The sequence below is a fragment of the Ancylobacter rudongensis genome (assembly GCF_900100155.1).
Lineage (GTDB): Bacteria > Pseudomonadota > Alphaproteobacteria > Rhizobiales > Xanthobacteraceae > Ancylobacter > Ancylobacter rudongensis.
The window spans coordinates 390,406-413,075 of record NZ_FMTP01000004.1; the positions used below are offsets into that span (position 1 = coordinate 390,406).

At 68.6% G+C, this 22,670-nt stretch carries 22 protein-coding genes and 1 tRNA gene; 9 read left to right on the forward strand and 14 right to left on the reverse strand.

Features of this window, described 5'->3' with window-relative positions; translation table 11 throughout:
- Positions 1-9: 9 nt before the first annotated feature.
- The gene (locus BLO63_RS13085) at positions 10-645 is read left to right on the forward strand and encodes a uracil-DNA glycosylase family protein (RefSeq protein ID WP_091441245.1); all 636 of its coding nucleotides are present in this window, start codon (positions 10-12) and stop codon (positions 643-645) included.
- A 197-nt stretch (positions 646-842) separates the two neighbouring features.
- On the opposite strand, the gene BLO63_RS13090 is transcribed toward BLO63_RS13085, so the two are convergent.
- The 3 genes from BLO63_RS13090 to BLO63_RS13100 form a co-directional block, all read right to left on the reverse strand.
- Entirely contained in the window at positions 843-1,592 is a 750-nt protein-coding gene (locus tag BLO63_RS13090) for an ABC transporter permease (protein WP_091441248.1), read from the reverse strand.
- On the reverse strand, positions 1,592-2,314 hold the full coding sequence (locus BLO63_RS13095) for an ABC transporter permease (RefSeq protein ID WP_091441251.1): 723 nt from the start codon (positions 2,312-2,314) through the stop codon (positions 1,592-1,594). Before BLO63_RS13095 ends, BLO63_RS13090 begins: the two co-directional genes overlap by 1 nt.
- Before the next feature lie 77 nt (positions 2,315-2,391).
- Complete coding sequence (locus BLO63_RS13100; RefSeq protein WP_091441255.1) at positions 2,392-3,168, reverse strand: ABC transporter substrate-binding protein; 777 nt, start codon at positions 3,166-3,168, stop codon at positions 2,392-2,394.
- Positions 3,169-3,416: 248 nt separating this feature from the next.
- Here BLO63_RS13100 and BLO63_RS13105 point away from each other — a divergent pair, with 248 nt between their 5' ends.
- Positions 3,417-4,601, forward strand: a complete 1,185-nt coding sequence (locus tag BLO63_RS13105; protein WP_091441258.1) for an Mrp/NBP35 family ATP-binding protein — start codon at positions 3,417-3,419, stop codon at positions 4,599-4,601.
- Positions 4,602-4,631: 30 nt separating this feature from the next.
- On the opposite strand, the gene BLO63_RS13110 is transcribed toward BLO63_RS13105, so the two are convergent.
- Positions 4,632-5,462 carry an isocitrate lyase/PEP mutase family protein gene (locus BLO63_RS13110; RefSeq protein WP_091441260.1) on the reverse strand — a complete coding sequence of 277 codons (831 nt, stop codon included), beginning with the start codon at positions 5,460-5,462 and terminating at the stop codon, positions 4,632-4,634.
- A gap of 154 nt (positions 5,463-5,616) precedes the next feature.
- Here BLO63_RS13110 and BLO63_RS13115 point away from each other — a divergent pair, with 154 nt between their 5' ends.
- Positions 5,617-6,705 carry a TRAP transporter substrate-binding protein gene (locus BLO63_RS13115; RefSeq protein WP_091441263.1) on the forward strand — a complete coding sequence of 363 codons (1,089 nt, stop codon included), beginning with the start codon at positions 5,617-5,619 and terminating at the stop codon, positions 6,703-6,705.
- A 56-nt stretch (positions 6,706-6,761) separates the two neighbouring features.
- The gene (locus tag BLO63_RS13120) at positions 6,762-7,868 is read left to right on the forward strand and encodes a TRAP transporter substrate-binding protein (RefSeq protein WP_091441266.1); all 1,107 of its coding nucleotides are present in this window, start codon (positions 6,762-6,764) and stop codon (positions 7,866-7,868) included.
- Positions 7,869-7,969: 101 nt separating this feature from the next.
- Here the strand turns inward: BLO63_RS13120 and BLO63_RS13125 are convergent, their stop codons facing one another.
- The 3 genes from BLO63_RS13125 to moaA all read right to left on the reverse strand — a co-directional run bounded on the left by BLO63_RS13125 (position 7,970) and on the right by moaA (position 11,385).
- The gene (locus BLO63_RS13125; RefSeq protein ID WP_091441267.1) at positions 7,970-8,863 is read right to left on the reverse strand and encodes a DMT family transporter; all 894 of its coding nucleotides are present in this window, start codon (positions 8,861-8,863) and stop codon (positions 7,970-7,972) included.
- Between the two features lie 119 nt (positions 8,864-8,982).
- Positions 8,983-10,194, reverse strand: coding sequence for an MFS transporter (locus tag BLO63_RS13130; RefSeq protein ID WP_091441270.1), 1,212 nt, complete (start codon positions 10,192-10,194; stop codon positions 8,983-8,985).
- 144 nt (positions 10,195-10,338) lie between these two features.
- The gene (gene moaA, locus BLO63_RS13135) at positions 10,339-11,385 is read right to left on the reverse strand and encodes a GTP 3',8-cyclase MoaA (protein WP_091441272.1); all 1,047 of its coding nucleotides are present in this window, start codon (positions 11,383-11,385) and stop codon (positions 10,339-10,341) included.
- 193 nt (positions 11,386-11,578) lie between these two features.
- Between moaA and BLO63_RS13140 the strand changes: the two genes are divergently transcribed.
- Positions 11,579-11,971, forward strand: coding sequence for a gamma-butyrobetaine hydroxylase family protein (locus BLO63_RS13140; protein WP_091441274.1), 393 nt, complete (start codon positions 11,579-11,581; stop codon positions 11,969-11,971).
- Between the two features lie 48 nt (positions 11,972-12,019).
- Here the strand turns inward: BLO63_RS13140 and BLO63_RS13145 are convergent, their stop codons facing one another.
- From BLO63_RS13145 to BLO63_RS13170, 6 genes are all read right to left on the reverse strand, one after another.
- Positions 12,020-12,625: a L,D-transpeptidase gene (locus tag BLO63_RS13145; protein WP_091441276.1), complete on the reverse strand. Its 606-nt coding sequence runs from the start codon at positions 12,623-12,625 to the stop codon at positions 12,020-12,022.
- A gap of 170 nt (positions 12,626-12,795) precedes the next feature.
- Positions 12,796-14,676 carry an acyltransferase family protein gene (locus tag BLO63_RS13150; protein ID WP_091441445.1) on the reverse strand — a complete coding sequence of 627 codons (1,881 nt, stop codon included), beginning with the start codon at positions 14,674-14,676 and terminating at the stop codon, positions 12,796-12,798.
- Positions 14,677-14,829: 153 nt separating this feature from the next.
- Positions 14,830-16,752: an acyltransferase family protein gene (locus BLO63_RS13155; RefSeq protein ID WP_091441278.1), complete on the reverse strand. Its 1,923-nt coding sequence runs from the start codon at positions 16,750-16,752 to the stop codon at positions 14,830-14,832.
- Between the two features lie 56 nt (positions 16,753-16,808).
- Entirely contained in the window at positions 16,809-17,549 is a 741-nt protein-coding gene (locus tag BLO63_RS13160; protein ID WP_091441281.1) for an SOS response-associated peptidase, read from the reverse strand.
- A gap of 56 nt (positions 17,550-17,605) precedes the next feature.
- Positions 17,606-17,680 (reverse strand) — tRNA-Val (locus tag BLO63_RS13165).
- An 87-nt stretch (positions 17,681-17,767) separates the two neighbouring features.
- Positions 17,768-18,451, reverse strand: coding sequence for an HAD-IA family hydrolase (locus BLO63_RS13170; RefSeq protein WP_091441283.1), 684 nt, complete (start codon positions 18,449-18,451; stop codon positions 17,768-17,770).
- A gap of 180 nt (positions 18,452-18,631) precedes the next feature.
- Between BLO63_RS13170 and BLO63_RS13175 the strand changes: the two genes are divergently transcribed.
- The 4 genes from BLO63_RS13175 to BLO63_RS13190 all read left to right on the forward strand — a co-directional run bounded on the left by BLO63_RS13175 (position 18,632) and on the right by BLO63_RS13190 (position 21,082).
- Positions 18,632-19,111 (forward strand): hypothetical protein, encoded by a 480-nt coding sequence (locus tag BLO63_RS13175; protein ID WP_244517861.1) that lies wholly within the window; start codon positions 18,632-18,634, stop codon positions 19,109-19,111.
- Positions 19,112-19,215: 104 nt separating this feature from the next.
- A complete protein-coding gene (gene rpiA, locus BLO63_RS13180) occupies positions 19,216-19,917 on the forward strand; it encodes a ribose-5-phosphate isomerase RpiA (protein ID WP_091441285.1) in 702 nt (233 codons plus the stop codon).
- Between the two features lie 21 nt (positions 19,918-19,938).
- Entirely contained in the window at positions 19,939-20,490 is a 552-nt protein-coding gene (locus tag BLO63_RS13185; protein ID WP_091441288.1) for a DUF2059 domain-containing protein, read from the forward strand.
- A gap of 109 nt (positions 20,491-20,599) precedes the next feature.
- Positions 20,600-21,082, forward strand: coding sequence for a DUF421 domain-containing protein (locus BLO63_RS13190; RefSeq protein ID WP_091441290.1), 483 nt, complete (start codon positions 20,600-20,602; stop codon positions 21,080-21,082).
- Positions 21,083-21,156: 74 nt separating this feature from the next.
- On the opposite strand, the gene BLO63_RS13195 is transcribed toward BLO63_RS13190, so the two are convergent.
- Positions 21,157-22,668 carry a tripartite tricarboxylate transporter permease gene (locus BLO63_RS13195; protein WP_091441293.1) on the reverse strand — a complete coding sequence of 504 codons (1,512 nt, stop codon included), beginning with the start codon at positions 22,666-22,668 and terminating at the stop codon, positions 21,157-21,159.
- Between the last annotated feature and the right edge of the window lie 2 nt (positions 22,669-22,670).

Genomic DNA, 22,670 nt, shown 5'->3' on the forward strand with positions numbered 1-22,670 from the left:
CTAACCGCCATGCCACCGGACGACCTCGACTCTCTCCTCACTGAGATCCGCGCCTGCCGCTTCTGCGTCGAGAGCCCGCGCGGAAGGCCGCTGCCGCATGCGCCGCGCCCGGTGCTGCATGTCGGGCCGAGGGCGCGCATCCTCATTGCCGGGCAGGCGCCGGGCACCAAGGTGCATGCCTCCGGCCGCTCCTTCACCGATGCCTCTGGCGAGCGGCTGCGCGACTGGCTCGGGGTCGGCGCCGAGACCTTCTATGACCCCGACCGCATCGCCGTTGCGGCGATGGGCTTCTGCTTTCCCGGGCAGGACGCCAAGGGCGGCGACCTGCCGCCGCGCCGGGAATGCGCCAGCCTCTGGCACGACCGGCTGTTCGCGGCGCGGGCGCCGTTCGATCTCGTGGTGGCGGTGGGGGCGGCGGCGCAGGCCTATCATCTGCGCCGGCTCGGGCTGGAGCGCTTCGCCGGCGGCGGGCTGACCGAACGGGTGGAACGCTGGCGGGAGATCTGGGACGCGCGGGCGGCGCCGCGCCTCCTGCCGCTGCCGCACCCTTCCTGGCGCAACACCGGCTGGCTGAAGCGCCATCCCTGGTTCGAGGCGGAGCTGGTGCCGGTGCTGCGCGCCGAGGTGGCACGGCTGGTGAATTGAGCCTCACTCATGAGTGGCATCCTCATGAGTGGCATCCTCATGGGTGGCACCCTCATGCCCGGGCTTGACCCGGGCACCCAGGGACCGGGCGGGCCGGCGTGGCCTGGGTCCGCGGGTCAAGCCCACGGATGAGGGGCCTGATGAGGTTGGAGCGATCCCGGATCGGCCTGCGGCCGTCCGGGCTGACGTCAGCTCATTCAGCGCGACACCAGCAGATGCCGGTTCAGCCGGCGCTCCAGCACGTTCCACACCCGCCGGACGATCTCGACCATCACCAGATACAGCACCGCCGCCCAGAGATAGACCTCCATGTCATAGGAGCGGGAGAAGGCGAGGCGGGTGACGCCCATCAAATCGTAGACGGTGATGACCGAGGCGATGGCGCTGGCCTTGATCATCAGCACCAGCTCATTGCCGAGCGGGCGCAGCCCCACCGCGATCGCCTGCGGCAGGATGATCTTGCGATAGGCCAGCACGCGCGACAGGCCGAGCGCCTGCGCCGCCTCCATCTGCCCGGCCGGCAGGGTCTGGATGCCGCCGCGCAGGATCTCCGACTGGTAGGCGGCGGTGTTGAGGGTGAAGGTGAACACCGCGCAGTTGAAGGCGTCGCGGAAGAACCACCACAGGCCGATATCGGTGAGCTGTTCGCGGAACTGGCCGGCGCCGTAATAGATCAGGAAGGTCTGCGCCAGCAGCGGCGTGCCGCGGAAGAAATAGGAATAGGTGAAGGCCGCGCGGGAGAGGACCTTGCCGCCCTCCACCCGGGCGATGGCGAGCGGCAGCGCCAGCACGGCGCCGAAGACGATGGACAGCCCGACCAGCTGCAGCGTCACCCAGACGCCTTCTAGAAAGCGCAGCCCGTAGCGGCTCATCAAATCGGCGTTGAGGCCGATCAGGCCCATCGCCCAGAGGAAGCCCTCGCCGATCATGCCGAGAAACGGTTCCATCAATGGCCTCCCACCCGCTTGAAGCCACGCGAGGCCCGGTTCTCCAGCGCGGTGAAGACGAAGCTGGAGAGGCCGGAGAAGACGAGATAGATCAGGCAGGCGACGAGGTAGAAGAAGAAGGGCTGCTTGGTCACGCCGACCGCGATCGAGGTCTGGCGCATCAGATCGCTGATGGCGATCACCGAGACCAGCGACGTGTCCTTCAACAGCACCATCCAGTTGTTGGACAGGCCCGGCAGGGCGACACGCCAGAGCTGCGGGAACGTGACCAGCCGGAAGGTGTTCCAGCCCGACAGGCCGAGCGCGGACGCCGCCTCCTTCTGGCCCTTCGGCACGGCGCGAATGGCGGCGAGCAGCACCTCGCTGGAGAAGGCGCCGAGCACCAGACCGAGCGCCACCACGCCGGCGACGAACTGGTTCACCTCGATATGGGCGCCCTCGACCACATAGCCGGCCAGGCGGGTGAGCAGCATCTGCCCGCCATAATAGACGATGAACAGGGTGAGCAGTTCCGGCAGGCCGCGAAACACCGTGGTGTAGAGGTCGCCCACCGCCCGCAGCGCCCGCGAGCGCGAATCCTTGGCCACCGCCACGGCGAGGCCGATGGCGATGCCGACCGGCAGGGTGACGAGGGCGAGCTCGATGGTGAGCAGCGCGCCCTGCAAAATCTCGTCGCCCCAGCCATTCGGGCCGAAGGACAGCAGCTCAAGGAGATCCAGCATGATGGACGGCGCGCCCCACGGTCATCGACGAGAAGGCGCCGTCCCGGCCGGGCCGGAACGGCGCTGCGGCGCGGGCGTCAGTAGACGCTGAAGGGGAAATACTTGTCGTTGATGGTCTTGTAGGTGCCATCGGCGACGATCGCGTCGATCGCCTTGTTGAACATCGCCACCAGTTCGGGGTCGTCCTTGCGGATGCCGATGCCGATGCCCTCGCCGAAATATTTCGCGTCGGTATGGTCGGCGCCGACGAACTGGCAGCAGCCGCCATCCTTGGAATTCAGCCATTCCAGCAGCACGATCTTGTCGGCCAGAACCGCGTCGAGCCGGCCATTGGCGAGGTCGAGATTGGCCTCGTCCTGCTTGCCGTACAGCTTCACCTCGGCGCCGGCCTTGGCGTAGACGTCCTCAAGGTAGTTCGAGTGGATGGTCGAGGCCTGCGCGCCCAGCACCTTGCCCTTCAGCGCGGCCGGCGAGGTGTCGGTGATCTTGCTGTCCTTCGGGGCGGCGAAGATTGCGGCGGTCTTGTAGTATTTGTTGGTGAAGGCGATCTGCTGCTTGCGCTCCTCGGTGATCGACATCGAGGCGACGATGGCGTCGTACTTGCCGGCCAGCAGCGCGGGAATGATGCCGTCCCAGTCCTGCGCGGTGAAGGTGCATTCCACCTTCATCTTGGCGCACAGCGCCTTGGCGATATCGACGTCGAAGCCCTTCAGCTCGCCATGCTCCATATAGTTGAAGGGCGGGTAGGCGCCTTCGGTGCCGATGCGGACGGTCTTCCATTCCTTGGCGGAGGCGCCGCCGGCCATGGCCACTGCAAGCATGGCCACGGCCGCGAACCGGGTGACGAGCCTCATGATGTTCCCCTCTGAAAGACGATGCTTCGCCGGTGTGTTGTGTCGTTCCCGGCAATCCATGCTGGCACTATTTCCGAATGTAGCGCAACGGGGATGCCGCTTAGCTAGTCAGAAAGTCGAACTGATCCATTTGTGTGCAGTGCAGCGCCATCAGGCCGGCCAATCGGGCAATCCGGCGGCACGGGTTGACGCTGGCAGCGCGCTGGTGTGTCTCAGCTTGAAACAGATCCATTGAGGAGAAGCGCGCGATGGCGACGGCAGACGATGTGAAGGCGCGGCTGGCGCAGGTTTCCGCTCCCGACGGCCGTCCCGTGACCGAGGCCGGCGTGCTCTCGGAGGTGCTGGTCTCGGACGGCAAGGTCTACCTCTCCCTCACTGTCGACGCCGCTGAAGCGCGCGCCTGGGAGCCCGTGCGCGCCGCCGTGGAGCGCACGGTGCGCGGCACGCCGGGCGTGACCTCGGCGCTGGTGGCGCTCACCGCCGAACGCAAGGCCGGCCTGCCGCCGGTCGCGTCGCACACGCCCGCAGCGGCGCGCGCGCCAGCGGCGGGCGGCCATTCCCATGCCGGGCACTCCCCTGCCGGCCACAGCCACGCGCAGCCGCCGGCCGATCCGCAGAAGGAGACGCCGGGCCTGCCAGGTGTCGGCGCCATCATCGCGGTGGCGTCCGGCAAGGGCGGGGTGGGCAAGTCGACGCTGGCAGCCAATCTGGCGCTGGGCCTCGCCGCCTCCGGGCTCAAGGTCGGCCTGCTGGACGCCGATATTTACGGCCCCTCGGTGCCGCGCCTGATGGGGCTGAAGGGCCGCCCCGAGGTCAACGGCCGGATGATCACCCCGATGCAGGCCTTCGGCATCAAGGTGATGTCGATCGGCTTCATGGTCGAGGAAGAGACGCCGATGATCTGGCGCGGGCCGATGGTGATGTCGGCGATCAGCCAGATGCTGAAGGAAGTGAACTGGGCGCCGCTCGACATTCTGGTTGTCGACATGCCGCCCGGCACCGGCGACGCGCAGCTGACCATGGCGCAGCAGGTGCCGCTGGCCGGCGCGGTCATCGTCTCCACCCCGCAGGATCTCGCGCTGATCGATGCGCGGCGCGGCGTCGCCATGTTCCAGAAAGTGAACGTGCCGGTCCTCGGCGTGGTCGAGAATATGAGCTACTTCATGTGCCCGCATTGCGGCACCCGCTCCGACCTGTTCGGCCATGGCGGGGCGCGGCACGAGGCGCAGCGGCTCGGCGTGCCCTTCCTCGGCGAGGTGCCGCTGCAGATGTCGATCCGCGAGACCTCCGATGCCGGCCTGCCCGTGGTGGCGACCCGGCCGGACAGTCCGGAGGCGGGCATTTATCGCGGCATCGCCCAGGCGGTGCGCGAGGCGCTCGCCGGCCGCCACAGCACCGCCCGCGCCGCGCCGCGCATCGTCATGGAAGGGTGAGGGGCGCGCGCCACTTGCCGGTGGCGCCGCCTATCGCTCCTGCGCCGCGAAGGCGGTGAAGACGGCCTCGATCTCGGCGAAGCCCATCGCCTCGTCGAGGAAATCGAACCGCTCCTCGCGCTGCATAGCCTGCGCCGCGCGGATCACCGCGCCATAGGCGAGCCGGGCGAGGCTGGAGCCGACGCTGATGCGGCGCACCCCGGCGTCGCTCAGTTCCTTGCGGGTGAAGCGCGTCTTGCCGATGCCGATGACGACGTTCACCGGCCGGGAGACCGACGCGCAGACCGTGCGCACCGCCTCGATATCCGGCAGGCCGGGGGCGTAGAGCACATCGGCCCCCGCCGCCTCGAACGCCTGCAGCCGGCGGATGGTGTCGTCGAGATCGGGCCGGCCCCAGAGGAAATTCTCCGCCCGTGCGGTGAGCACGAAATCGCCCGGCAGGCCATTGCGGGCCTCCGCCGCCGCCGCGATGCGCTCGACGGCGAGGGTGAAATCGTAGATCGGCGCGTCGCGCTGGCCGGTATGGTCCTCCAGCGATCCCCCGGCCAGCCCGAGGGCGGCGGCGGCGCGGATGGTCTCGGCCGCGCTCTCCGGGCTGTCGCCGAGGCCCATTTCGAGATCGGCCGACACCGGCAGCGGCGTCGCGGCGACGATACCGGCGCAATGGGCGAACAGATCCGCGCGCGAGGTGGTGCCCTCGGCGACACCGCGCGAAAAATCCATGCCGGCGCTGGTGGTGGCGAGCGCGGGATAGCCCAGCGCGGCGAAGATGCGCGCCGTGCCGGCATCCCACGGATTGGGCAGGATGAAGGCGCCGGGCCCCTCATGCAGGGCGCGGAAGCGGGCGGCCTTGTCGTCCATATGCAGCGTCTCCCCGATGATGGCGGAAAGCTAGCCAAGCGACGCGAACAGAGCAAGAACATTTGCGTGCGCTCAGCTGCGAAGGCCAAGCCGGTTGCCCTGCGCCGCCGGCTGTTGCAAACATCCCCCGCCCATTTGCGAGGGAGGCCCGCCCATGAAGCGCCGCGATTTTCTCCGCACCGCCGCACTCGCCGCTCCCGCGGCGGGCCTGGCCGCGCCCGCCATCGCGCAGGACGCGCCGCAGGTGCGCTGGCGGCTCACCTCGTCCGTGCCGAAGGTGCTGGACGCGATTTTCGGCGCCAATGAGCTGGTGTCGAAATATGTGAGCGAGGTGACACAGGGCCGCTTCGTCATCCAGAACTTTGCCGCCGGCGAGATCGTGCCCGGCCTGCAGGCGCTCGACGCGGTGCAGAACGGCACGGTCGAGATCGCCCAGACGCCGCTCTATTACTACACCGGCAAGGACCCGTCCTTCGCCTGCTTCACCACCATGCCGTTCGGGCTCAATGCGCGCATGCAGAACGCCTGGTTCTACCATGGCGGCGGGCGCGAATTGCAGGACGAGTTCCTGGCGAAGTACAACCTCGTCGGCTTTCTCGGCGGCAATACCGGCACCCAGATGGGCGGCTGGTTCCGCAAGGAGGTGAAGGACCTCGCCGACTTCCGTGGCCTGAAGTTCCGCATCGGCGGCATTGCCGGGCAGGTGGTGGCCAAGCTCGGCGTGGTGCCGCAGCAGATCGCGCCCGGCGATATCTATGCCGCGCTGGAAAAGGGCACGATCGACGCCTGCGAATGGGTCGGGCCCTATGACGACGAGAAGCTCGGGCTTAATCGGGTGGCGCCCTATTACTATTATCCCGGCTGGTGGGATGGCGGGCCGACGATGAATGTCGTGGTCAACCGCGACAAGTGGAACAGCCTGCCCAAGAGCTACCAGGCCGCGTTCGAGGCGGCGGTGGCCTATGCCAATGCCGACATGCTGGCGAAATACGACGCCTTCAACCCGGCGGCGCTGCGCCGGCTGGTGGCGGCCGGGGCGCAGCTGCGCACTTTCCCGCAGAGCTTCCTCGACGCCTCCTGGCAGGCCTCGAACGAGCTGAACGCCGAGATCGGGGCGAAGAACCTCGGCTTCAAGAAGATCATGGACGCGCAGATCGCCTTCCGCAACGAGGAGTATCTGTGGTGGCAGGTTGGCGAATATCCGTATGACGGCTACATGATCCGCGCCCGCACGCGGGGGTGAGGTTTCTCCCTCTTCCCGTTGGGGAGAGGGAATAAAAAAACACAGAGGAAACGCCGATGCCGCATTCGCCTTCCCGCCGGGGCCTGATCAAGGGTGCCGGCCTCGCCACGGCCGCTGCCGCCTCGACCCTGGCCGCGCCCGCCATCGCCCAGACCCTGCCGACGCTGCGCTGGCGGCTGACGTCGAGCTACCCGAAGTCGCTCGACACCATCTATGGCGCCGCCACCCTGCTGTCGAAATATGTCGGCGAGGCCACGGACGGGCGCTTCACCATCGACGTCTTCGCCCCCGGCGAGATCGTCCCCGGCCTGCAGGCGCTGGACGCGGTGCAGAACCGCACGGTCGAGGTCTGCCAGACCGCGCTGTATTACTATATCGGCAAGAACCCGGCCTTCGCGCCCTTCACCACGCTGCCCTTCGGGCTGAACGCGCGGATGCAGACGGCGTGGCTCTACCATGGCGGCGGCAACGAGCTGCAGAACGCCTTCCTCGCCAAGAGCAACGTCATCGGCTTCGCCGGCGGCAATACCGGGGCGCAGATGGGCGGCTGGTTCCGCAAGGAGATCAAGTCGGTCGGCGATCTCAAGGGGCTGAAGATGCGCATTCCCGGCATTGCCGGGCAGGTGCTGGCGCGGCTCGGCCTGGTGCCGCAGAACCTCGCCGGCGGCGACATCTACCCGGCGCTGGAGAAGGGCACGATCGACGCCGCCGAATTCGTCGGGCCGGTGGATGACGAGAAGCTCGGCTTCAACCGGGTGGCGCCGTTCTACTACTATCCTGGCTGGTGGGAGGGCGGGCCGACCATCCATTTCGTCGCCAATCTGCCGGCCTGGAACGAACTGCCGCGCCCCTACCAGGCGGCGTTCGAGGCGGCCTCCGCCTATGCCAATTCCGACATGCTGGCGAAGTACGATGCCCGCAACCCGGCGGCGCTGCGCCGGCTGGTGGCCGGTGGCGCCCAGCTGCGGCCGTTCCCGCAGGAGGTGATGGACGCCGCCTATAAGGAGAACATCGCGCTGATGGCAGAGATTTCCGCCAAGAACCCGGAGTTCAAGACCATCTACGACTCGATGCTGGCCTTCCGCAACGAGGAGTATCTGTGGTGGCAGGTCGGCGAATACCCTTACGACGGCTACATGATCCGCGCCCGCCAGAAGGGCTGAACGCCCGGCGCGGTCATCCCCGCATCCGCAACGCCGTTATCCCGGAAGCGGCCTAACGGCCGTTCTGGGATAACGGATGTGTGGGGCGGCATCCGGCCCGCTTACGCGACCTTGCGCGGCGCCACCACGACGGCGCGGGCGCTCATATGGTGGTGCATGGTGTAGAGCCCCGCCGCCATGATCAGCGCCATGCCGCCAATGGAGACGAGATCGGGCATGTCGTGGAACACCAGCGCCGAGAGGCCGACGGCGCAGACCACGGCGGCATAGCGGAACGGCGCCACCACCGAGATGTCGCCCGTCCGCATCGCCGCGATGGTCAGCATCTGGCCGATCACCAGCGAGACGCTGCCGCCGACGAGATAAGCCAGCGTCGCCCTGTCCAGCGCGTGCCACTGCTCGACCGAGCTGCCGGCAAAGCCGAAGCCCATGCCCACCACCGCCGTGCTGAAGGTGACGATGAGGGTCGGCACATGCGTGCCGATTCGCCCGGTGACGAAGTCGCGAAAGGCCATGAGCAGGGCGGCGCCCAGCGGCAGCAGTGCCATCGCGTCGAAGGCGGAGGTGCCGGGCTTGACGATCAGCGTCACCCCGAGAAAGCCGATGGCGACCGCCAGCCACTGGCGCCAGCTGATCTGCGCGCCGAAGAACAGCACCGCCGCCGCCATGGTGGCGAGCGGGGTGATCTGCAGGATGGCGGTGGAATCGGCGATCGACATCACCGAGATCGAGGTGATGAACAGCAGCGCCACGCAGGCCTCGGTGACGGAGCGCAGCAGCACCCGCCGGTCCATCATGTAGCGCAGCGAGGGAAGCTGGCCCATCCAGCCCAGCACGGCGAGCAGCAGCAGCGCCGCCAGGGCGCCGCGCACCGCCAGGATCTGCGAGGGCGGGATATGCGCCAGCGCCAGCTTGGAGAAGGCGTCATTGGTCGAGAAGATCGACGAACCGGCGATCATCAAAAGAATGCCGCGCTTGGCGCTGGGGGCGTGCATGAAACGGGTCCGGAGGCGAGAGCGCCCTTAAGCCATTCAAAGGCGGCGCAAACGCGGCGAGCGCGCCGGCGCCGGGGAAAAGGTCCGGCCTCAGACGAGGGCGCGGTTTGGCCGTTGGTTCAGCATTCCTTGCAGGCGACCTCGCCGGTGGCGGGGTCGGACAGGTCATCGGCCGCGACCAGCCCGCCGCTGCGCCGCTCCAGCGCCTGCGAGGCGACGCACAGGCCGAGCGCGCCGACCGCGAGCGCGGCCCCGACCCAGGGCAGGTCGGCATAGCCGATGCCGACCGTGATCGCTGCCCCGCCGATCCAGGCGCCAGCGGCATTGCCGAGATTGAACGCGCCCTGGTTCAGCGTCGAGGCGAGGTTGGGCGCCCCTTCCGCCGCGTCGACCACCCGCATCTGGATCGGCGGCACCACGGCGAAGACGAGGATGCCCCAGACGAAGACGGTGGCCACGGTGGCGGCGGCAAAGCCGCTGAGGAAGACGAAGGCGACGAGAATGGCGGCCAGCCCGATGAAGCTCGCCATCAGCGAGGGCATCAGCCGCCAGTCGGCCAGCTTGCCGCCGAGCAGATTGCCGATGGTGATGCCGACCCCGAACAGCAGCAGCACATAGGTGACGGCGTGCGGGGTGAAGCCGGTCACGTCGCGCAGCAGCGGCGCGATATAGGTGAACACCGAGAACAGGCTGGCCGAGGCGAGCACGCTCATCAGCATGGTGAGGATCACCTGCGGGCGCTTCAGCACCGCGAATTCGCGCAGGATGTTGCCCGAGGCATGGGGAATGTTCCGCGGCACCCACAAAGCGATGGAGCTGACCGCGAGAATGCCGATGAGCACCACCGCCCAGAAGGTGGAACGCCAGCCCGCCGCCTGGCCAAGCGCGGTGCCGAGCGGCACGCCGAGCACATTGGCCAGCGTCAGCCCGGCGAACATCAGCGCGATGGCGCTGGCCCGCTGGTTCGGCGGCACCAGATTGGCCGCCACGACCGCGCCAATGCCGAAAAAGGCGCCGTGGCAGAAGGCGGTGACGACGCGGGCCGCCATGAGGAACCAATAGTCCGGCGCGATGGCGCAGAGGAAATTGCCCAGCACGAACATGCTGGCAAGGCCGATCAGCGTGCCCTTGCGCGGCAGCGAATTGGTGATGACGGCGACAATCGGCGCGCCGACCACCACGCCGAGCGCATAGCCGGTGACGAGAAGCCCGGCGGCGGGGATCGTCACCTGGAGGTCGGCGGCGACTTCCGGCAGCAGGCCCATGATGACGAATTCGGTCGTGCCAATGCCGAAGGAGGCCATGGCCAGGGCCAACAGCGGAAGCTGCATCGCGGAACGCTCTATGATCGAAAAAAGGTGTGGTGGCTGCTGTTTAGCAGCGCGATTCCGCCCATTCTATGCACGTTGCATTGCAGCGCAGCAACAGGACGGAGCGCGCGGCAGCCATGCAGTGCGTTCGCAGGAGGCGCCGGCTCAGCCGCCGGTGACGCTCATATGGCGGCGCACGGAGGGGGCGCGGCCGGGGCGGTCGATGACGAAATCGTGCCCCTTCGGCTTGCGGAAGATGGCGTCGTCCAGCACCGCGTGCAGCTTCTCGTCGCTCTCGGAGGCGCGAAGGGGCGCGCGCAGATCCGCCGCGTCCTCCTGGCCAAGGCACATATACAGCGTGCCGGTGCAGGTGACGCGCACCCGGTTGCAGCCCTCGCAGAAATTATGCGTCAGCGGGGTGATGAAGCCGAGCCGGCCGCCGGTCTCCTTGATGCTGACATAGCGCGCCGGGCCGCCGGTGCGGAACGGGATGTCCTCCAGCGTCCACTGGCGGGCGAGGCGCTCGCGCACGGTGGAGAGCGGCAGATACTGGTCGGCGCGCTCCGCGCCGGTTTCGCCGAGCGGCATCACCTCGATCAGCGACACGTCCATGGCGCGGCCATGCGCCCACTGGATCAGGTCGGGGATCTCGTGCTCGTTCTCGCCGGCCAGCGCGACGGCGTTGAGCTTGACATGGATGCCGGCTTCCTGCGCCGCGTCGATGCCGGCGAGAACCTTGCCCAGGTCGCCCCAGCGGGTCAGGGCGCGGAAACGGTCGGGGTCGAGCGTGTCGAGCGAGACATTGATGCGCTTGACGCCGCACGCGGCCAGTTCGCGCGCGAAGCGGGCGAGCTGCGAGCCATTTGTGGTCAGCGTCAGCTCTTCCAGCGCCCCCGAATCGAGATGCCGGCCGAGCGAGCGGAACAGGGTCATCACGTCGCGGCGCACCAGCGGCTCGCCGCCGGTGAGGCGCAGCTTCTTCACGCCGCGGGCGACGAAAGCCGAGCAGAGGCGGTCGAGTTCTTCCAGCGTCAGCAATTCGGGCTTGGGCAGGAACGTCATGTGTTCCGCCATGCAGTAGACGCAGCGGAAGTCGCAGCGGTCCGTCACCGAGACTCTGAGATAGGTGACGGCGCGGCCGAAAGTGTCGACCAGCGGCGCGCGCGGCGCGCCGAGCTGGATACGGTCGATGACGGCTTCGCTGGTGCTCACGCAGTCGCTCCCGCGCCGAAGGGCGCTGTTCTTCTTCCATTTCTAAGGCTCGGCGCCCGGTCTGCCAAGGCGCAGCGGCCTATCGGGCGATAGCCTAACCCATTCGTGACAGTGGCTTTGCGCGAACGCAGCCGCTTGGCGAACGCGCCACGCCTGTCTATGTGGGAAGGAACGAGAAGAGAGGAAGACGCCCGTGACCGACGCCGCAGGCACATTCTGGCCGACCGAAATCAAGGTGCACAAGGATCGCCGTGCGCTGACCATCGCCTTCGAGGGCGGGGCGAGCTTCATCATCCCGGCGGAACTGCTGCGGGTGGAGAGCCCGTCCGCCGAGGTGCAGGGCCATTCGCCGGCCGACCGGCAGCTGGTGGCGGGCAAGCGCGAGGTGCGGATCGAGGAAGCGATTCCGGTCGGCAATTACGCGGTGCGGCTGATCTTCGACGACGGCCATTCCACCGGCATCTTCACCTGGGATTTGCTGCACACGCTGGGCCGCGAGCAGGACACGCGCTTCAAGCGCTACCTGCAGGAGCTGGCGGCGAAGAATCTCTCGCGCGACGCGCCCGGCGCGGTGCGCCGGCACTGAAAGCGATCCCGGAGCGGCCTTTCGGCCGTCCGGGAGGACGCGCTGGCGTCAGTTCAGCACCACCACCTGGGTGCCGACGCGGACGCGGTCATAGAGGTCGGTCACGTCGTCATTGGTCATGCGGAAGCAGCCTGATGACACCGCCTGGCCGATCGTCTCCGGCTCGTTGGAGCCGTGGATGCGGTAGAGTGACGAGCCGAGATACAGGGCGCGGGCGCCGAGCGGGTTGTCGATGCCGCCGGGCATGTAGCGCGGCAAATCGGGGCGGCGCTGCAGCATCTGCGGCGGCGGGGTCCAGCCCGGCCACTCGGCCTTGCGGGTAATCGTCTTCATCCCGCCCCAGCGGAAGCCGTCGCGGCCGACGCCGATGCCGTATTTCAGCGCGGTGCCATTGTCCTGCACCAGATAGAGCCGGCGCTCGGCGGTGTTCACCACGATGGTGCCGGGCTTGTACTTGCCCGTATAGGGCACGACCTGCCGGCGGATCGAGGAATAGCCCTTGACTGGCCCGTTGCCGAAATTGGACGGCCGCGGGAAAAAGCTGAAAAAGGACGGCGTGCTCGCGCTCTGCGCCATGGCCGGCGCACTGCCGGCGAGAATCGCGGCGCCCAGCGCCAGGGCGGCCAGTGTCTTCAGTCGCATCGTAAGCCCCATGAAATGCCCCGTTCCGTCCGCCCGCCATCAAGCGCGGGCGCCGGCCGACCGACACCGAAGCAGGGCGGCCGCCGGAGAGTATGCGGCTAAAATCCGGAGTGCTGCCTAACGCGGGCCGGAGAGGGGCATTTTTGCCCAACGCTATGGCACGAAAGCCACAGGCCGGCGTCTCACTGCGCCGGGCGGCCGAAGATGAGCGCGCTGACCGGCCGGCCGAAGAAGCGCGCCCCGGCCAGGGTGAAGTGCGAGCTGTCGTGCTGCAGCGGCACGCCGTCCACCATCAGCGGGCAGTTGGTGCCGCCGCAGGCGGCGTCGAACACCGAGATGTAGGTCACGTCAGGCATGCTGGCGAAATGCGCGCGCAGCTTCTCATCGTGCCGCTGGGCGCTGGGGAGGAGGTCGTCGCCCGCCCCGGTGTCGCCGTTGCCGGCGATCTGGCGGCGGGCGAGCAGCTTGGGCACCTTGTCGCGGTACATGGGAACCGGGCCGACCACCACCACGCGGATGCCCTCGCGGGCGAAGCCCTCGATCGCCTGGTCCAGCTCCGGCGTGGGCGCGCCGACCCCGCCGAGCACCAGTATGTCCGGCTTGTTCGCCCGCACCCAGTCCCGCGCGAAGGCGTTCATCGCCGCGCAATAGGGCAGGCGCGAGCCTTCGGCTTCCAGCACCGGCGGGCAGGCGGCGCCGGTGATCTGGCCCACCGCATAGCCGCGCGCCTCGCCCGCCTCGATGATAGCGGTGATGAAATGGGCGATATGGCTGTTGCCCCACACCAGCACCGACGGATGGGTGGTGGGCAGGCATTCCGGCCTGATGGCGAGTTCGGCCTGGAAGAAGGGGGTGAAGCACACGCCCTGCCGGAACACCGGATCGCCATTGTAGAAGGAATAGCCGGCGAGGCGCCGCACCTCGGGGTCGAGCCACTGAGGCAGGCCGCGCGTGGTGATGGTTGTCTGCGCGAAGGCCGCCAGCGCCAGCGTGCCCGCCACCGTGGCGCCGACCACCACTTTCGGCGTGAAGACGCGGCGGTTGAACCGCACCGGCTGCTCGACAAAGCGCCAGGAGAGAAAGCCCAGCGCCACCGAGAGCGCCACCCCGCCGACGAGGAAGGGCAGCGGCGCCACCGGGCCCAGCCACTCCTTGCCGAGCGAGACGAGGGGCCAGTGGACGAGATAGAGCGAATAGGAAATGGCGCCGAAGAACACCATCGGGCGGCAGCCCAGCAGCCGGGTCGGCAGGCTCGCCTCGCCCTCGCCGCCCCAGATCACCAGCGCCGCGCCCAGGCAGGGAATGAGCGCCAGCAGCCCGGGAAAGGGCGAGGCGGAGCTGAGGCCGACCATGCCGCCAAGGATCAGGGCGCAGCCGCCCGCCACGGCGGTAAACCGCACGCCGGGGCTTTGCGGAAAGCGGATGCCGGGCAGCGCCAGCCAGGAGCCGATCAGCATCTCGAAGGCGCGGAACGGCAGCAGGAAATAGGCGGCGGCGGGATCGCGCATCACCATGAACTGGCTGGCGGCCAGCGAGGCGAGCAGCAGAACCGGCACGCTCCAGGCGATCGCCCGCCGGCCGAAGCGGGCCCCGGCGAGGACCAGCGCCGGGAACAGGAAATAGAACTGTTCCTCCACCCCCAGCGACCAGTAATGCAGCAGCGGCATTTCCTGCGCCGCCGGGCCGAAATAGTCGGTGCGCTGGAAGAAGAAGATGTTGCCGGCGGCGAACACCGACCACAGCACCGAGCGGCCGAAGATCATCATCTCATAGGGCAGCAGGATCAGCGCGGCGAAGGCGGCGGTGAGGGCGGTGACGACCAGGAAGGCCGGCGCGATGCGGCGGATCCGCCGCTCATAGAAGCCCAGCAGCGAGAAGCGACCGGCCGCGACATCGCCATAGATCGACTTGGAAATCAGGAAGCCGGAAATGACGAAGAACACGTCGACGCCGACAAACCCGCCCGGCAGCCAGCTCGCACCGAAATGATAGAGCACGACGCCAAGGACGGCGACGGCGCGCAGGCCGTCAATATGGGCACGATAGCGCAGGGAATGATGCACGGTGGACCGAAGGATGGTTGAGGCAGGCAAGGAGCGAACGCGCCATTATGGACGCTGCGCCGGCGCGGGGGCATGCCCCGCGCGCCCTGTCTCCTGCCGCACGCCCACTTAGGCCGCAAGTGTGGCTGTGCGGCCATAGGGGCGCCGCCGGCCTCACGGTGCGGCAGGGGCCGCAGGGGCAGGGGTAGTGACCGGCGCCGGCGCCGGGCCGAAGATCAGCGCCCCGAGCTGCCCGCCATAATAGGCGACGCCCTCGCGGGTGAAATGGGTGGGGTCGAACTGCAGCGGCGCGCCGTCGACCATCATCGGGCAGTTCATGTCCGGGCACATGGCGAGGATCGAGACGAACTCGACATTGGGATTGCCGGCGAAATGCTCGCGCATCAGCGCGTCGGCGCGGTGCGTGGCCTCGGTGAGGTCGTCATCGGCGAGGCGGCTCGGCGCGTTGCGGTACATGCGCTCGGCAAGGATTTCCGGCACCGCCCGACGATATTGAGGCACGGGCCCAAGCAGGATCACCCGGATGCCAGCGGCGTGCAGCTTGGCGAGGTCGGCGTCGAGCTGGCGGAAATGTTCCTGCGAGACCAGCGTGTCGCCGCCGATGACCAGGATGGACGGCCGGTGCGCCAGCAGCCAGTCGAAGGCGAAGCGGTTCAGCCGGTCACACATCGGGGCGAAGCTCGACTGCACCAGCGGCGGGCAGGCGGCGGCGGTCATCTGGCCGACCGCATAGCCATGGGCCTTGGCGATCGGCGCCAGTGCGCCGATGAACTGTGCGACATGGCTGCTGCCCCACAGGACGAGGCTGGGATGGGTGTCCGGCAGGCATTCCGGCGCCGGCTGGTCCTTGGGGCGGTTGCCGTTGATGAAGCAGGTGCCGTCGCGCACCACCTCGCGGAAGGGATAGCGGGTATAGGCGAGCACGCGCTGGATGTCCGGGGCCAGCCGGCCGGGAAAGCCGCGCGTGTCCGAGGCGGCCGTGCCGAAGGCGATGAGCAGCGCCCCGCCCACCACCGTGCCGCCATAGACGAATCGGCGGGAGAACAGCTCCCGCTTCTGCCGCACCGGCTGTTCGACGAAGCGCCAGGACAGCCAGCCGAGCAGGGTCGAGGCGGCGACGCCGCCGATGAGGAAGGCCGGCGCCGGCAGGTCCGGCAGCAGATGGCGGGCGAACACCACGATCGGCCAGTGGACGAGATAGAGCGAATAGGAAATGGCGCCGAAGAACACCAGCGGCCGCAGGCCGAGCAGCCGCGCCGGCAGGCTCTCCGTCCGCTCGCCGCCCCAGATGGCGAGGGCCGCGCCAAGGCAGGGCACCAGGGCGAGCACGCCGGGAAAGGGCGCGTGCTCGGTGATGAACACCATGCCGGCGAGGATGAGGCCGGTCCCCGCCGCCATCGCGCCCGCGCCGAGCCTGCGGCCCTGCGGAAACCACAGGCCGGGCAAAGCGAGGCCGGCGCCGATCAGCAGCTCGAAGGCACGGAAGGGCAGCAGATAGAACGCCGCCGCCGGGTTGAACGGCCGGATGATCTCGCAGGCGAGGAGCGAGACCACGAGCAGGCCGAGCACCAGCTTCGTCCGCGCCCGGGGCGCGAAGCGGGCGATCAGCAGGAGCAGGCCCGGAAACAGGAAATAGAACTGCTCCTCCACCCCCAGCGACCAGTAGTGCAGCAGCGGCGTCTCGTCCGCCGAGGGGCCGAAATAGTCGGTGCGCAGGTAGAAATAGACATTGCCGAAGGCCAGCACCGCCCAGATCAGCGAGCGGCCATAGGTCATCAACTGGTTGGGAAAGAACACCAGGAAGGCGGCGAGGCTGGTCGCCGCCGTCACCACGAAGAAGGCCGGCGCGATGCGCCGCATCCGCCGCTCATAGAAGCCGAGGATGGAGAAGCTGCCCGAATCCACATCGGCGTAAAGCGACTTGGCGATGAGGAAGCCGGAAATGACGAAGAACACGTCGACGCCGATGAAGCCGCCCGGCAGCCAGGTGGCGCCGAAATGGAACAGCACCACGCCGAGCACGGCGATGGCGCGCAGGCCGTCAATATGGGCGCGATAACGCAGGGGATTATGCACGGGCCGCGGGCTCTTTCAGGCAGGAGATAAAACGGGCGCGGGCCGCGCGCGGGGCATCAGAACAGGCTGCCCTGGCGTGGCGGGGCGGCCGAGGCGGAGCCGGGGGGCGAATCGGAGGAGGGCTCGCGCAGGGCGGCGGGCGGCGGGTCCTCCTTCGCCGGCCCGCGCGCGACGATGACGAGGCGATCGTCGGGGAGCGGGCGCTGCAGGGCGCGCGCCTCGCTCCACGGGGCGTTCAGCCACGTCTCGCGCTCCTCACGGGTGGTGAGAATCACCGGCATCGCCTTGGGGTGGATCGGCTCGACCACGCCATTGGGCGCGCAGGTGAGAAAGCCGAACAATTCGTGCTGGCCCTCCACCGGTGCCGCCTTGGTGCCGCGCGTGCCGGTCCAGTGGGTCCACAGCCCGGCGAAGAAGGCGAGGGGGCGCGCCTCATCAAGCGCGAACCACACCACGTCCTTGCGGCCGGTGGCGGGGTTGGGCAGCGGGGCATATTCGGAAAAACTGGTGAACGGCACCAGGCAGCGATGCGCAGGCCCGCTCCAGGCGCGCCAGTGCGGCGAGGCCAGGTTGCGGATGTTCGTCACCGGCGGCCCGGCGACCGTGGGCGGCGAGGGCATGCCCCAGCGGGCCAGCGCCAGTTCGCGCAGGCCATCTTCCCCTGTGCGCACGATCGGGGCGGGGAAGTCCGGGAAGATGCCGGTCTGCGGCGGCAGATTGCCGGCGAGATTGCGCAGCGTGCCGACGAGATCGGTGATGGCGTGCAGATTGGAATGATGGCTGTAGAGGTTGCACATGGGCGGCCCCGCTGGCCGGCTCCCGGCCTGTCGCGTCCCTGAAGCGCGAGCGACGATGGTGGGCGATGCAGGGATTGAACCTGCGACCCCTCCCGTGTGAAGGGAGTGCTCTCCCGCTGAGCTAATCGCCCGTCGGCCCCGTCGGATAGATCAGGGGCCAGCGCCATCGCGGCGGGGTTTAGTGTGTCCACGCCCCGGGTGTCAAGCGCCGCGCGCGGCTACCCACGGGAGAGAAGCTGCTCCACCGTCTCCACCAGCAGCTCGTAATGGCCGATGAACACGTCGCCGCCCAGTTCCTGCGCCGGAATCTCGGTGTAGCCGAACGGCACCACGATCGAGGGAACGCGGGCGTTTCGGGCGGTGAGCACGTCCGTCATGCTGTCGCCGACCATGATCGCCCGGGTGTGCACGCCGCCGGCGCGCTCGATGGTGCCGAGCAGATGGCCGGCATCGGGCTTGTAGACCGGAAACGTGTCCGAGCCGGCGATGACGGCAAAGCGATCGGTGAGGTCGAGCCGGTCGAGCAGCAGGCGCGAGAGATATTCCAGCTTGTTGGTGCACACGGCCAGCACATGGCCGCGGGCGGAAAGTTCGTCCAGCGCGTCGAGCAGGCCGGGATAGGGCCGGGAGAGATCGGCGATATGGGCGGCGTAGTGCTCCAGGAAGCGGGCATAGAGCGCGTCGAATTCCGCCGGCTCGACGCTGATGCCGGCGGCGGTGAGGCCGCGATTGACCAGCGCCTTGGCGCCGGCGCCGATCATCTTGCGGGTTTCGTCGCGCGGCAGGCGGGCGGCGCCGGCCTCGTCGAGCACGATGTCGAGCGTGTCGAGCAGGTCGGGGGCGGTGTCGACGAGCGTGCCGTCGAGGTCGAAGGCGATCACGGCGGGAGGCGAGGAGGGCATGACAATTTCCGTGGATGGTGACGGGAAAAGCGGGCGGCCCGCCGCCGCGAGACGGGCTTCCCGATCTAGGCCTACAATCCTGCCGCTTTTGCTGTCCAGCCTTCCGCGTCCATCGGGCGCATGCGGGCAGCGGCCGCGCGGCGCGGAAGATGGGCAAGGCACAGGCAGGATGTCCCGGCGATGAGGATCATGATGCAGAACTGGCATGTGGCGATGGTGGCGGCCGCCCTCGGGCTCGGCGCGCTGGCGGGCGGCGCCGTGGCGCAGGAGGCGAAGCCGGGCGAGGCGCCCGCCGCTCCCCCCGCCCAGGCCGAGGCGGCCCCCGGCGACGGGCCCTACGTGTTCGCCTCGCCCCCGGCCGCCCAGGCCAACCGGCTCTATTCGGTGAATGTGCGCACGGGCCAGGTGAATGCCTGCCAGTTCGAGCGCCCCGAGGGCAGTCTTGTCGGCGTCACCCGCTGCTTCCGCCGCGATGCCAGCGCCGAGGGCGGGACACCGGGCCGCTACGACATCCTGTCGACCCGCTATTCCGGCGAGACCGGCATTTTCCGCGTCGATGCCGGCACCGGCCAGATGAGCGTCTGCTATGTCCGCGACATGCCCAAGGAGGGCGGCGGCGTCGAGCCGGCGGTGGTCTGCACCCCGCCTTCCAGCCAATGATCGCCGGGGAGGCGGCTGCCGGCGGGCTTGTCGGCGCGCGCCAACGGCGCTACGCACGAGATGAACATTAAAGAAGTGCTAAAAACGAGGGCCCCGCGACGCTCATGACCGACGCTGACAACCTCAAGAGACAGGCCGCCGCGCAGGCGCTCGAATATGTCCGCTCGGGCATGAAGCTGGGCCTCGGCACCGGCTCGACCGCCAAGCATCTGGTCGATCTGCTCGCCGTGCGGGTGAATGAGGGGCTGGAAGTGGTCGGCGTGCCGACCTCCGAGGCCACCCGGGCCCAGGCCGAGAGCCTCGGCGTGCCGCTCGGCACGCTGGACGAGTACCCGGTGCTTGATCTGTGCATCGACGGCGCCGACGAGGTCGGGCCGGACCTGACCCTGATCAAGGGTGGCGGCGGCGCGCTGCTGCGCGAGAAGATCGTCGCCTCGGCGGCCAAGCAGATGATCGTCATCGCCGACGCCTCGAAGAAGGTGGAGGTGCTCGGCACCTTTCCGCTGCCGATCGAGGTGGTGGATTTCGGCGTCGCCGCCATCCGCCGCGGCATTGACCGCGCCGCCCGCGCAGCGGGGTGCCACGGCCTGCTGACGCTGCGCCGCCGGCCGGACGGTCATGTTTTCGTCACCGATCAGGGACACCTGATCCTCGATGCCGCCTATGGCAGCATCACCAACCCGACCGCGCTTGCCGCCGAGCTCTCCAATGTGCCGGGCGTGGTCGAGCACGGCCTCTTCATCAATCTGGCGAGCCGCGTCATTCTCGCGGGCGCCGGCGGCGTGACGGTCATCGACCGCGCGTGAGCAGTTCGTCAGGAGACTTTCATGCAGCTTGATATTGCAGCGCGGTTTGCAGGCGCCGTCGTGGCCGCGAGCCTCCTCGCCGCGGCTCCCGCGCTGGCGCAGGACACCGCCCCCTTCCAGCTCGCCCAGGCCGCCGCGCCCAAGGCGCCGGAGCCGAGCGCCGAACAGATGAAGCTGGCCAATGAGCTGCTCGTCGCCAATGGCGAGGCCAGCAGCTTCGATGCGGTGATCCCCAATGTCGTGGATCAGACGGCAGCCAGCTTCGTGCAGTCCAACCCGGACCTGATTCGCGACCTGCGCGAAGTCGCCAAGCAGCTGTCCACCCAGTATGAGAGCCGCCGCAACGAGATCGTCCAGATTCTCGCCAAGATCTACGCCACCGAGTTCACCACCCAGGAACTGCGCGACCTTCTGGCCTTCTACCGCTCGGAAGCCGGCAAGAAGCTGGTGCTCAAGCGCGAGGACCTGCTCAAGGCCGGGTTCAGCAGCATCCAGGCCTGGAGCGCGGGTTTCGCGCGCGAGATGGAAGTGCGGGTGCGCGAGGAGATGAAGAAGCGCGGCTTCACCATCTGACCTGCCAGATCGCCCGCCCCCACGAAGGGGCGCGGGGACGGCTTGCTTCTGAACCGTATCGATACCCCGGCGTTGCAGTCCGGGGCGAGCGGCACAAGGAGCGACCGTCATGGACTGGAGCGACATATTCTTCCAGAGCTGGCAGGGCATCACGCGGACGCTGGTCGTCGGCGTTCTCGCCTACGCGGTTCTCGTCGCCTTCCTGCGCATCGCGGGCAAGCGTACCCTCGCCAAGCTCAACGCCTTCGACTTTGTGGTGACGATCGCCATCGGCTCCACGCTCGCGGCCATCCTGCTTCAGAAATCGGTCGCCCTTGCGGAGGGTGCAGCAGCGCTCGGGTTGCTCATCCTGCTGCAGTATGGTGTGACCTTCGCCTCGGTTCGCTCCTCCCGCTTCGCCGGGCTCGTGCGCTCTGAACCCACCCTGCTGGTGCGGGACGGCGTGCTGTGTGAAGCGGCGATGAAGCACCAGCGCGTCACGCCGGACGAGGCGCTGAGCGCGATACGGGAAGCGGGCGGACGTGACATCGCCTCGGTCGACTACCTGATCCTTGAAAGCGACGGCACGCTGAGCGTCGGTCTCAGGGGCTGACGGCCCGCGCGCCTGACGCGCGGACCGTGCGGTGCCTTCTGCGGCCCGCGCGCGACTGGCGCGGGGCGGGGGGCTCAATCCTCGTCGGCGCCGACTGGCGCCTTGCGGCCGGTGAAGACGTAGAACAGCAGCGGCCCGAATAGGGCGAGCGCGGAGAGGGCGAACAGCGTCAGCGCCACCGGGCTCTGGAACAGCACCAGCGGATCGCCGACACTGATCGCCAGCGCCCGCCGCAGCTGCTGCTCGGCCAGCGGGCCGAGGATGAGGCCGACCACGACCGGGGCGATCGGGTAGTCGTAGCGCCGCAGCACATAGCCGAGCAGGCCGAAGATCAGCAGCATGCCGAGTTCGACCAGCGAGGGATTGGCCCCCAGCGTGCCGAGCGTGGCGAAAACCAGGATGCCGCCATAGAGCCAGGGGCGCGGAATGGCCAGAAGCCGCACCCACAGCCCGACGAGGGGCAGGTTCAGCACCAGCAGCATGCCATTGGCGATGAACAGGCTGGCGATCAGGCCCCAGACCAGGTCCGGATTGGTGGCGAACAGCAGCGGTCCGGGATTCATGCCGTATTGCTGGAAGCCGGCGAGCATGATGGCGGCGGTGGCCGAGGTCGGCAGGCCGAGGGTCAGCAGCGGCACCAGCACGCCGGCCGCTGCGGCGTTGTTCGCCGCCTCCGGCCCGGCGACGCCCTCGATGGCGCCATTGCCGAACTCGCCCGGCTTGCGGCACAGGCGCTTTTCCAGCGCGTAGGACAGGAAGGTGGGGATCTCCGCCCCGCCCGCCGGCATGGCGCCGATGGGGAAGCCGAGAAACGTGCCGCGCAGCCACGGCTTCCACGAGCGCTTCCAGTCCTCCCGGTTCATGAACACCGAGCCCTTGACCGGCTCGATGATCTCGTCGGCCCGCGCGCCCGCCGCCACCACGGAGAGCGTCTCGCCAATGGCGAACAGGGCGACGGCGAGCGTCGTCACCTCCACGCCGTCGAGCAGGTCCGGCACGCCGAAGGACAGCCGCGCCTGCCCGCTCTGCAGGTCGATGCCGATCAGGCCGAGCGACAGGCCGACGAACAGGCTGGTGAGGCCGCGCGTCACCGAGGAGCCGAAGGCCGCCGAGACGGTGGTGAAGGCCAGCACCATCAGCGCGAAATAATCCTCCGGGCCGAAGGAGATGGCGATGTCGACAATGGTCGGGGCGATCAGCGCCAGGCCGATGGTGGCGATGGTGCCGGCGACGAAGGAGCCGATGGCGGCGGTGGCGAGCGCCGGCCCGCCGCGCCCGGCGCGGGCCATCTTGTTGCCCTCCAGCGCCGTGACGATGGAGGCGCTTTCCCCCGGCGTGTTCAGCAGGATCGAGGCGGTGGAGCCGCCATACATGCCGCCATAATAGATGCCGGCGAACATGATGAGCGAGCCGGCCGGGTCGAGCTTGAAGGTGATCGGCAGCAGGAGCGCGACGGTCAGCGCCGGGCCGATGCCGGGCAGCACGCCCACCGCCGTGCCGAGCATGACGCCGACAAAGGCGAAGAGCAGGTTGATGGGCTGGAGGGCGACCATTACGCCCTGGCTGAGGGCGGCAAACGTGTCCATGG

Bases quoted from the DNA above. Each gene is read 5' to 3' on its own strand.
- BLO63_RS13085 (WP_091441245.1), top strand. From the start codon at position 10: ATGCCACCGGACGACCTCGACTCTCTCCTCACTGAGATCCGCGCCTGC.
- BLO63_RS13090 (WP_091441248.1), bottom strand. From the start codon at position 1,592: ATGGAACCGTTTCTCGGCATGATCGGCGAGGGCTTCCTCTGGGCGATG.
- BLO63_RS13095 (WP_091441251.1), bottom strand. From the start codon at position 2,314: ATGCTGGATCTCCTTGAGCTGCTGTCCTTCGGCCCGAATGGCTGGGGC.
- BLO63_RS13100 (WP_091441255.1), bottom strand. From the start codon at position 3,168: ATGAGGCTCGTCACCCGGTTCGCGGCCGTGGCCATGCTTGCAGTGGCC.
- BLO63_RS13105 (WP_091441258.1), top strand. From the start codon at position 3,417: ATGGCGACGGCAGACGATGTGAAGGCGCGGCTGGCGCAGGTTTCCGCT.
- BLO63_RS13110 (WP_091441260.1), bottom strand. From the start codon at position 5,462: ATGGACGACAAGGCCGCCCGCTTCCGCGCCCTGCATGAGGGGCCCGGC.
- BLO63_RS13115 (WP_091441263.1), top strand. From the start codon at position 5,617: ATGAAGCGCCGCGATTTTCTCCGCACCGCCGCACTCGCCGCTCCCGCG.
- BLO63_RS13120 (WP_091441266.1), top strand. From the start codon at position 6,762: ATGCCGCATTCGCCTTCCCGCCGGGGCCTGATCAAGGGTGCCGGCCTC.
- BLO63_RS13125 (WP_091441267.1), bottom strand. From the start codon at position 8,863: ATGCACGCCCCCAGCGCCAAGCGCGGCATTCTTTTGATGATCGCCGGT.
- BLO63_RS13130 (WP_091441270.1), bottom strand. From the start codon at position 10,194: ATGCAGCTTCCGCTGTTGGCCCTGGCCATGGCCTCCTTCGGCATTGGC.
- BLO63_RS13145 (WP_091441276.1), bottom strand. From the start codon at position 12,625: ATGGGGCTTACGATGCGACTGAAGACACTGGCCGCCCTGGCGCTGGGC.
- BLO63_RS13160 (WP_091441281.1), bottom strand. From the start codon at position 17,549: ATGTGCAACCTCTACAGCCATCATTCCAATCTGCACGCCATCACCGAT.
- BLO63_RS13170 (WP_091441283.1), bottom strand. From the start codon at position 18,451: ATGCCCTCCTCGCCTCCCGCCGTGATCGCCTTCGACCTCGACGGCACG.
- BLO63_RS13175 (WP_244517861.1), top strand. From the start codon at position 18,632: ATGAGGATCATGATGCAGAACTGGCATGTGGCGATGGTGGCGGCCGCC.
- rpiA (WP_091441285.1), top strand. From the start codon at position 19,216: ATGACCGACGCTGACAACCTCAAGAGACAGGCCGCCGCGCAGGCGCTC.
- BLO63_RS13185 (WP_091441288.1), top strand. From the start codon at position 19,939: ATGCAGCTTGATATTGCAGCGCGGTTTGCAGGCGCCGTCGTGGCCGCG.
- BLO63_RS13190 (WP_091441290.1), top strand. From the start codon at position 20,600: ATGGACTGGAGCGACATATTCTTCCAGAGCTGGCAGGGCATCACGCGG.
- BLO63_RS13195 (WP_091441293.1), bottom strand. From the start codon at position 22,668: ATGGACACGTTTGCCGCCCTCAGCCAGGGCGTAATGGTCGCCCTCCAG.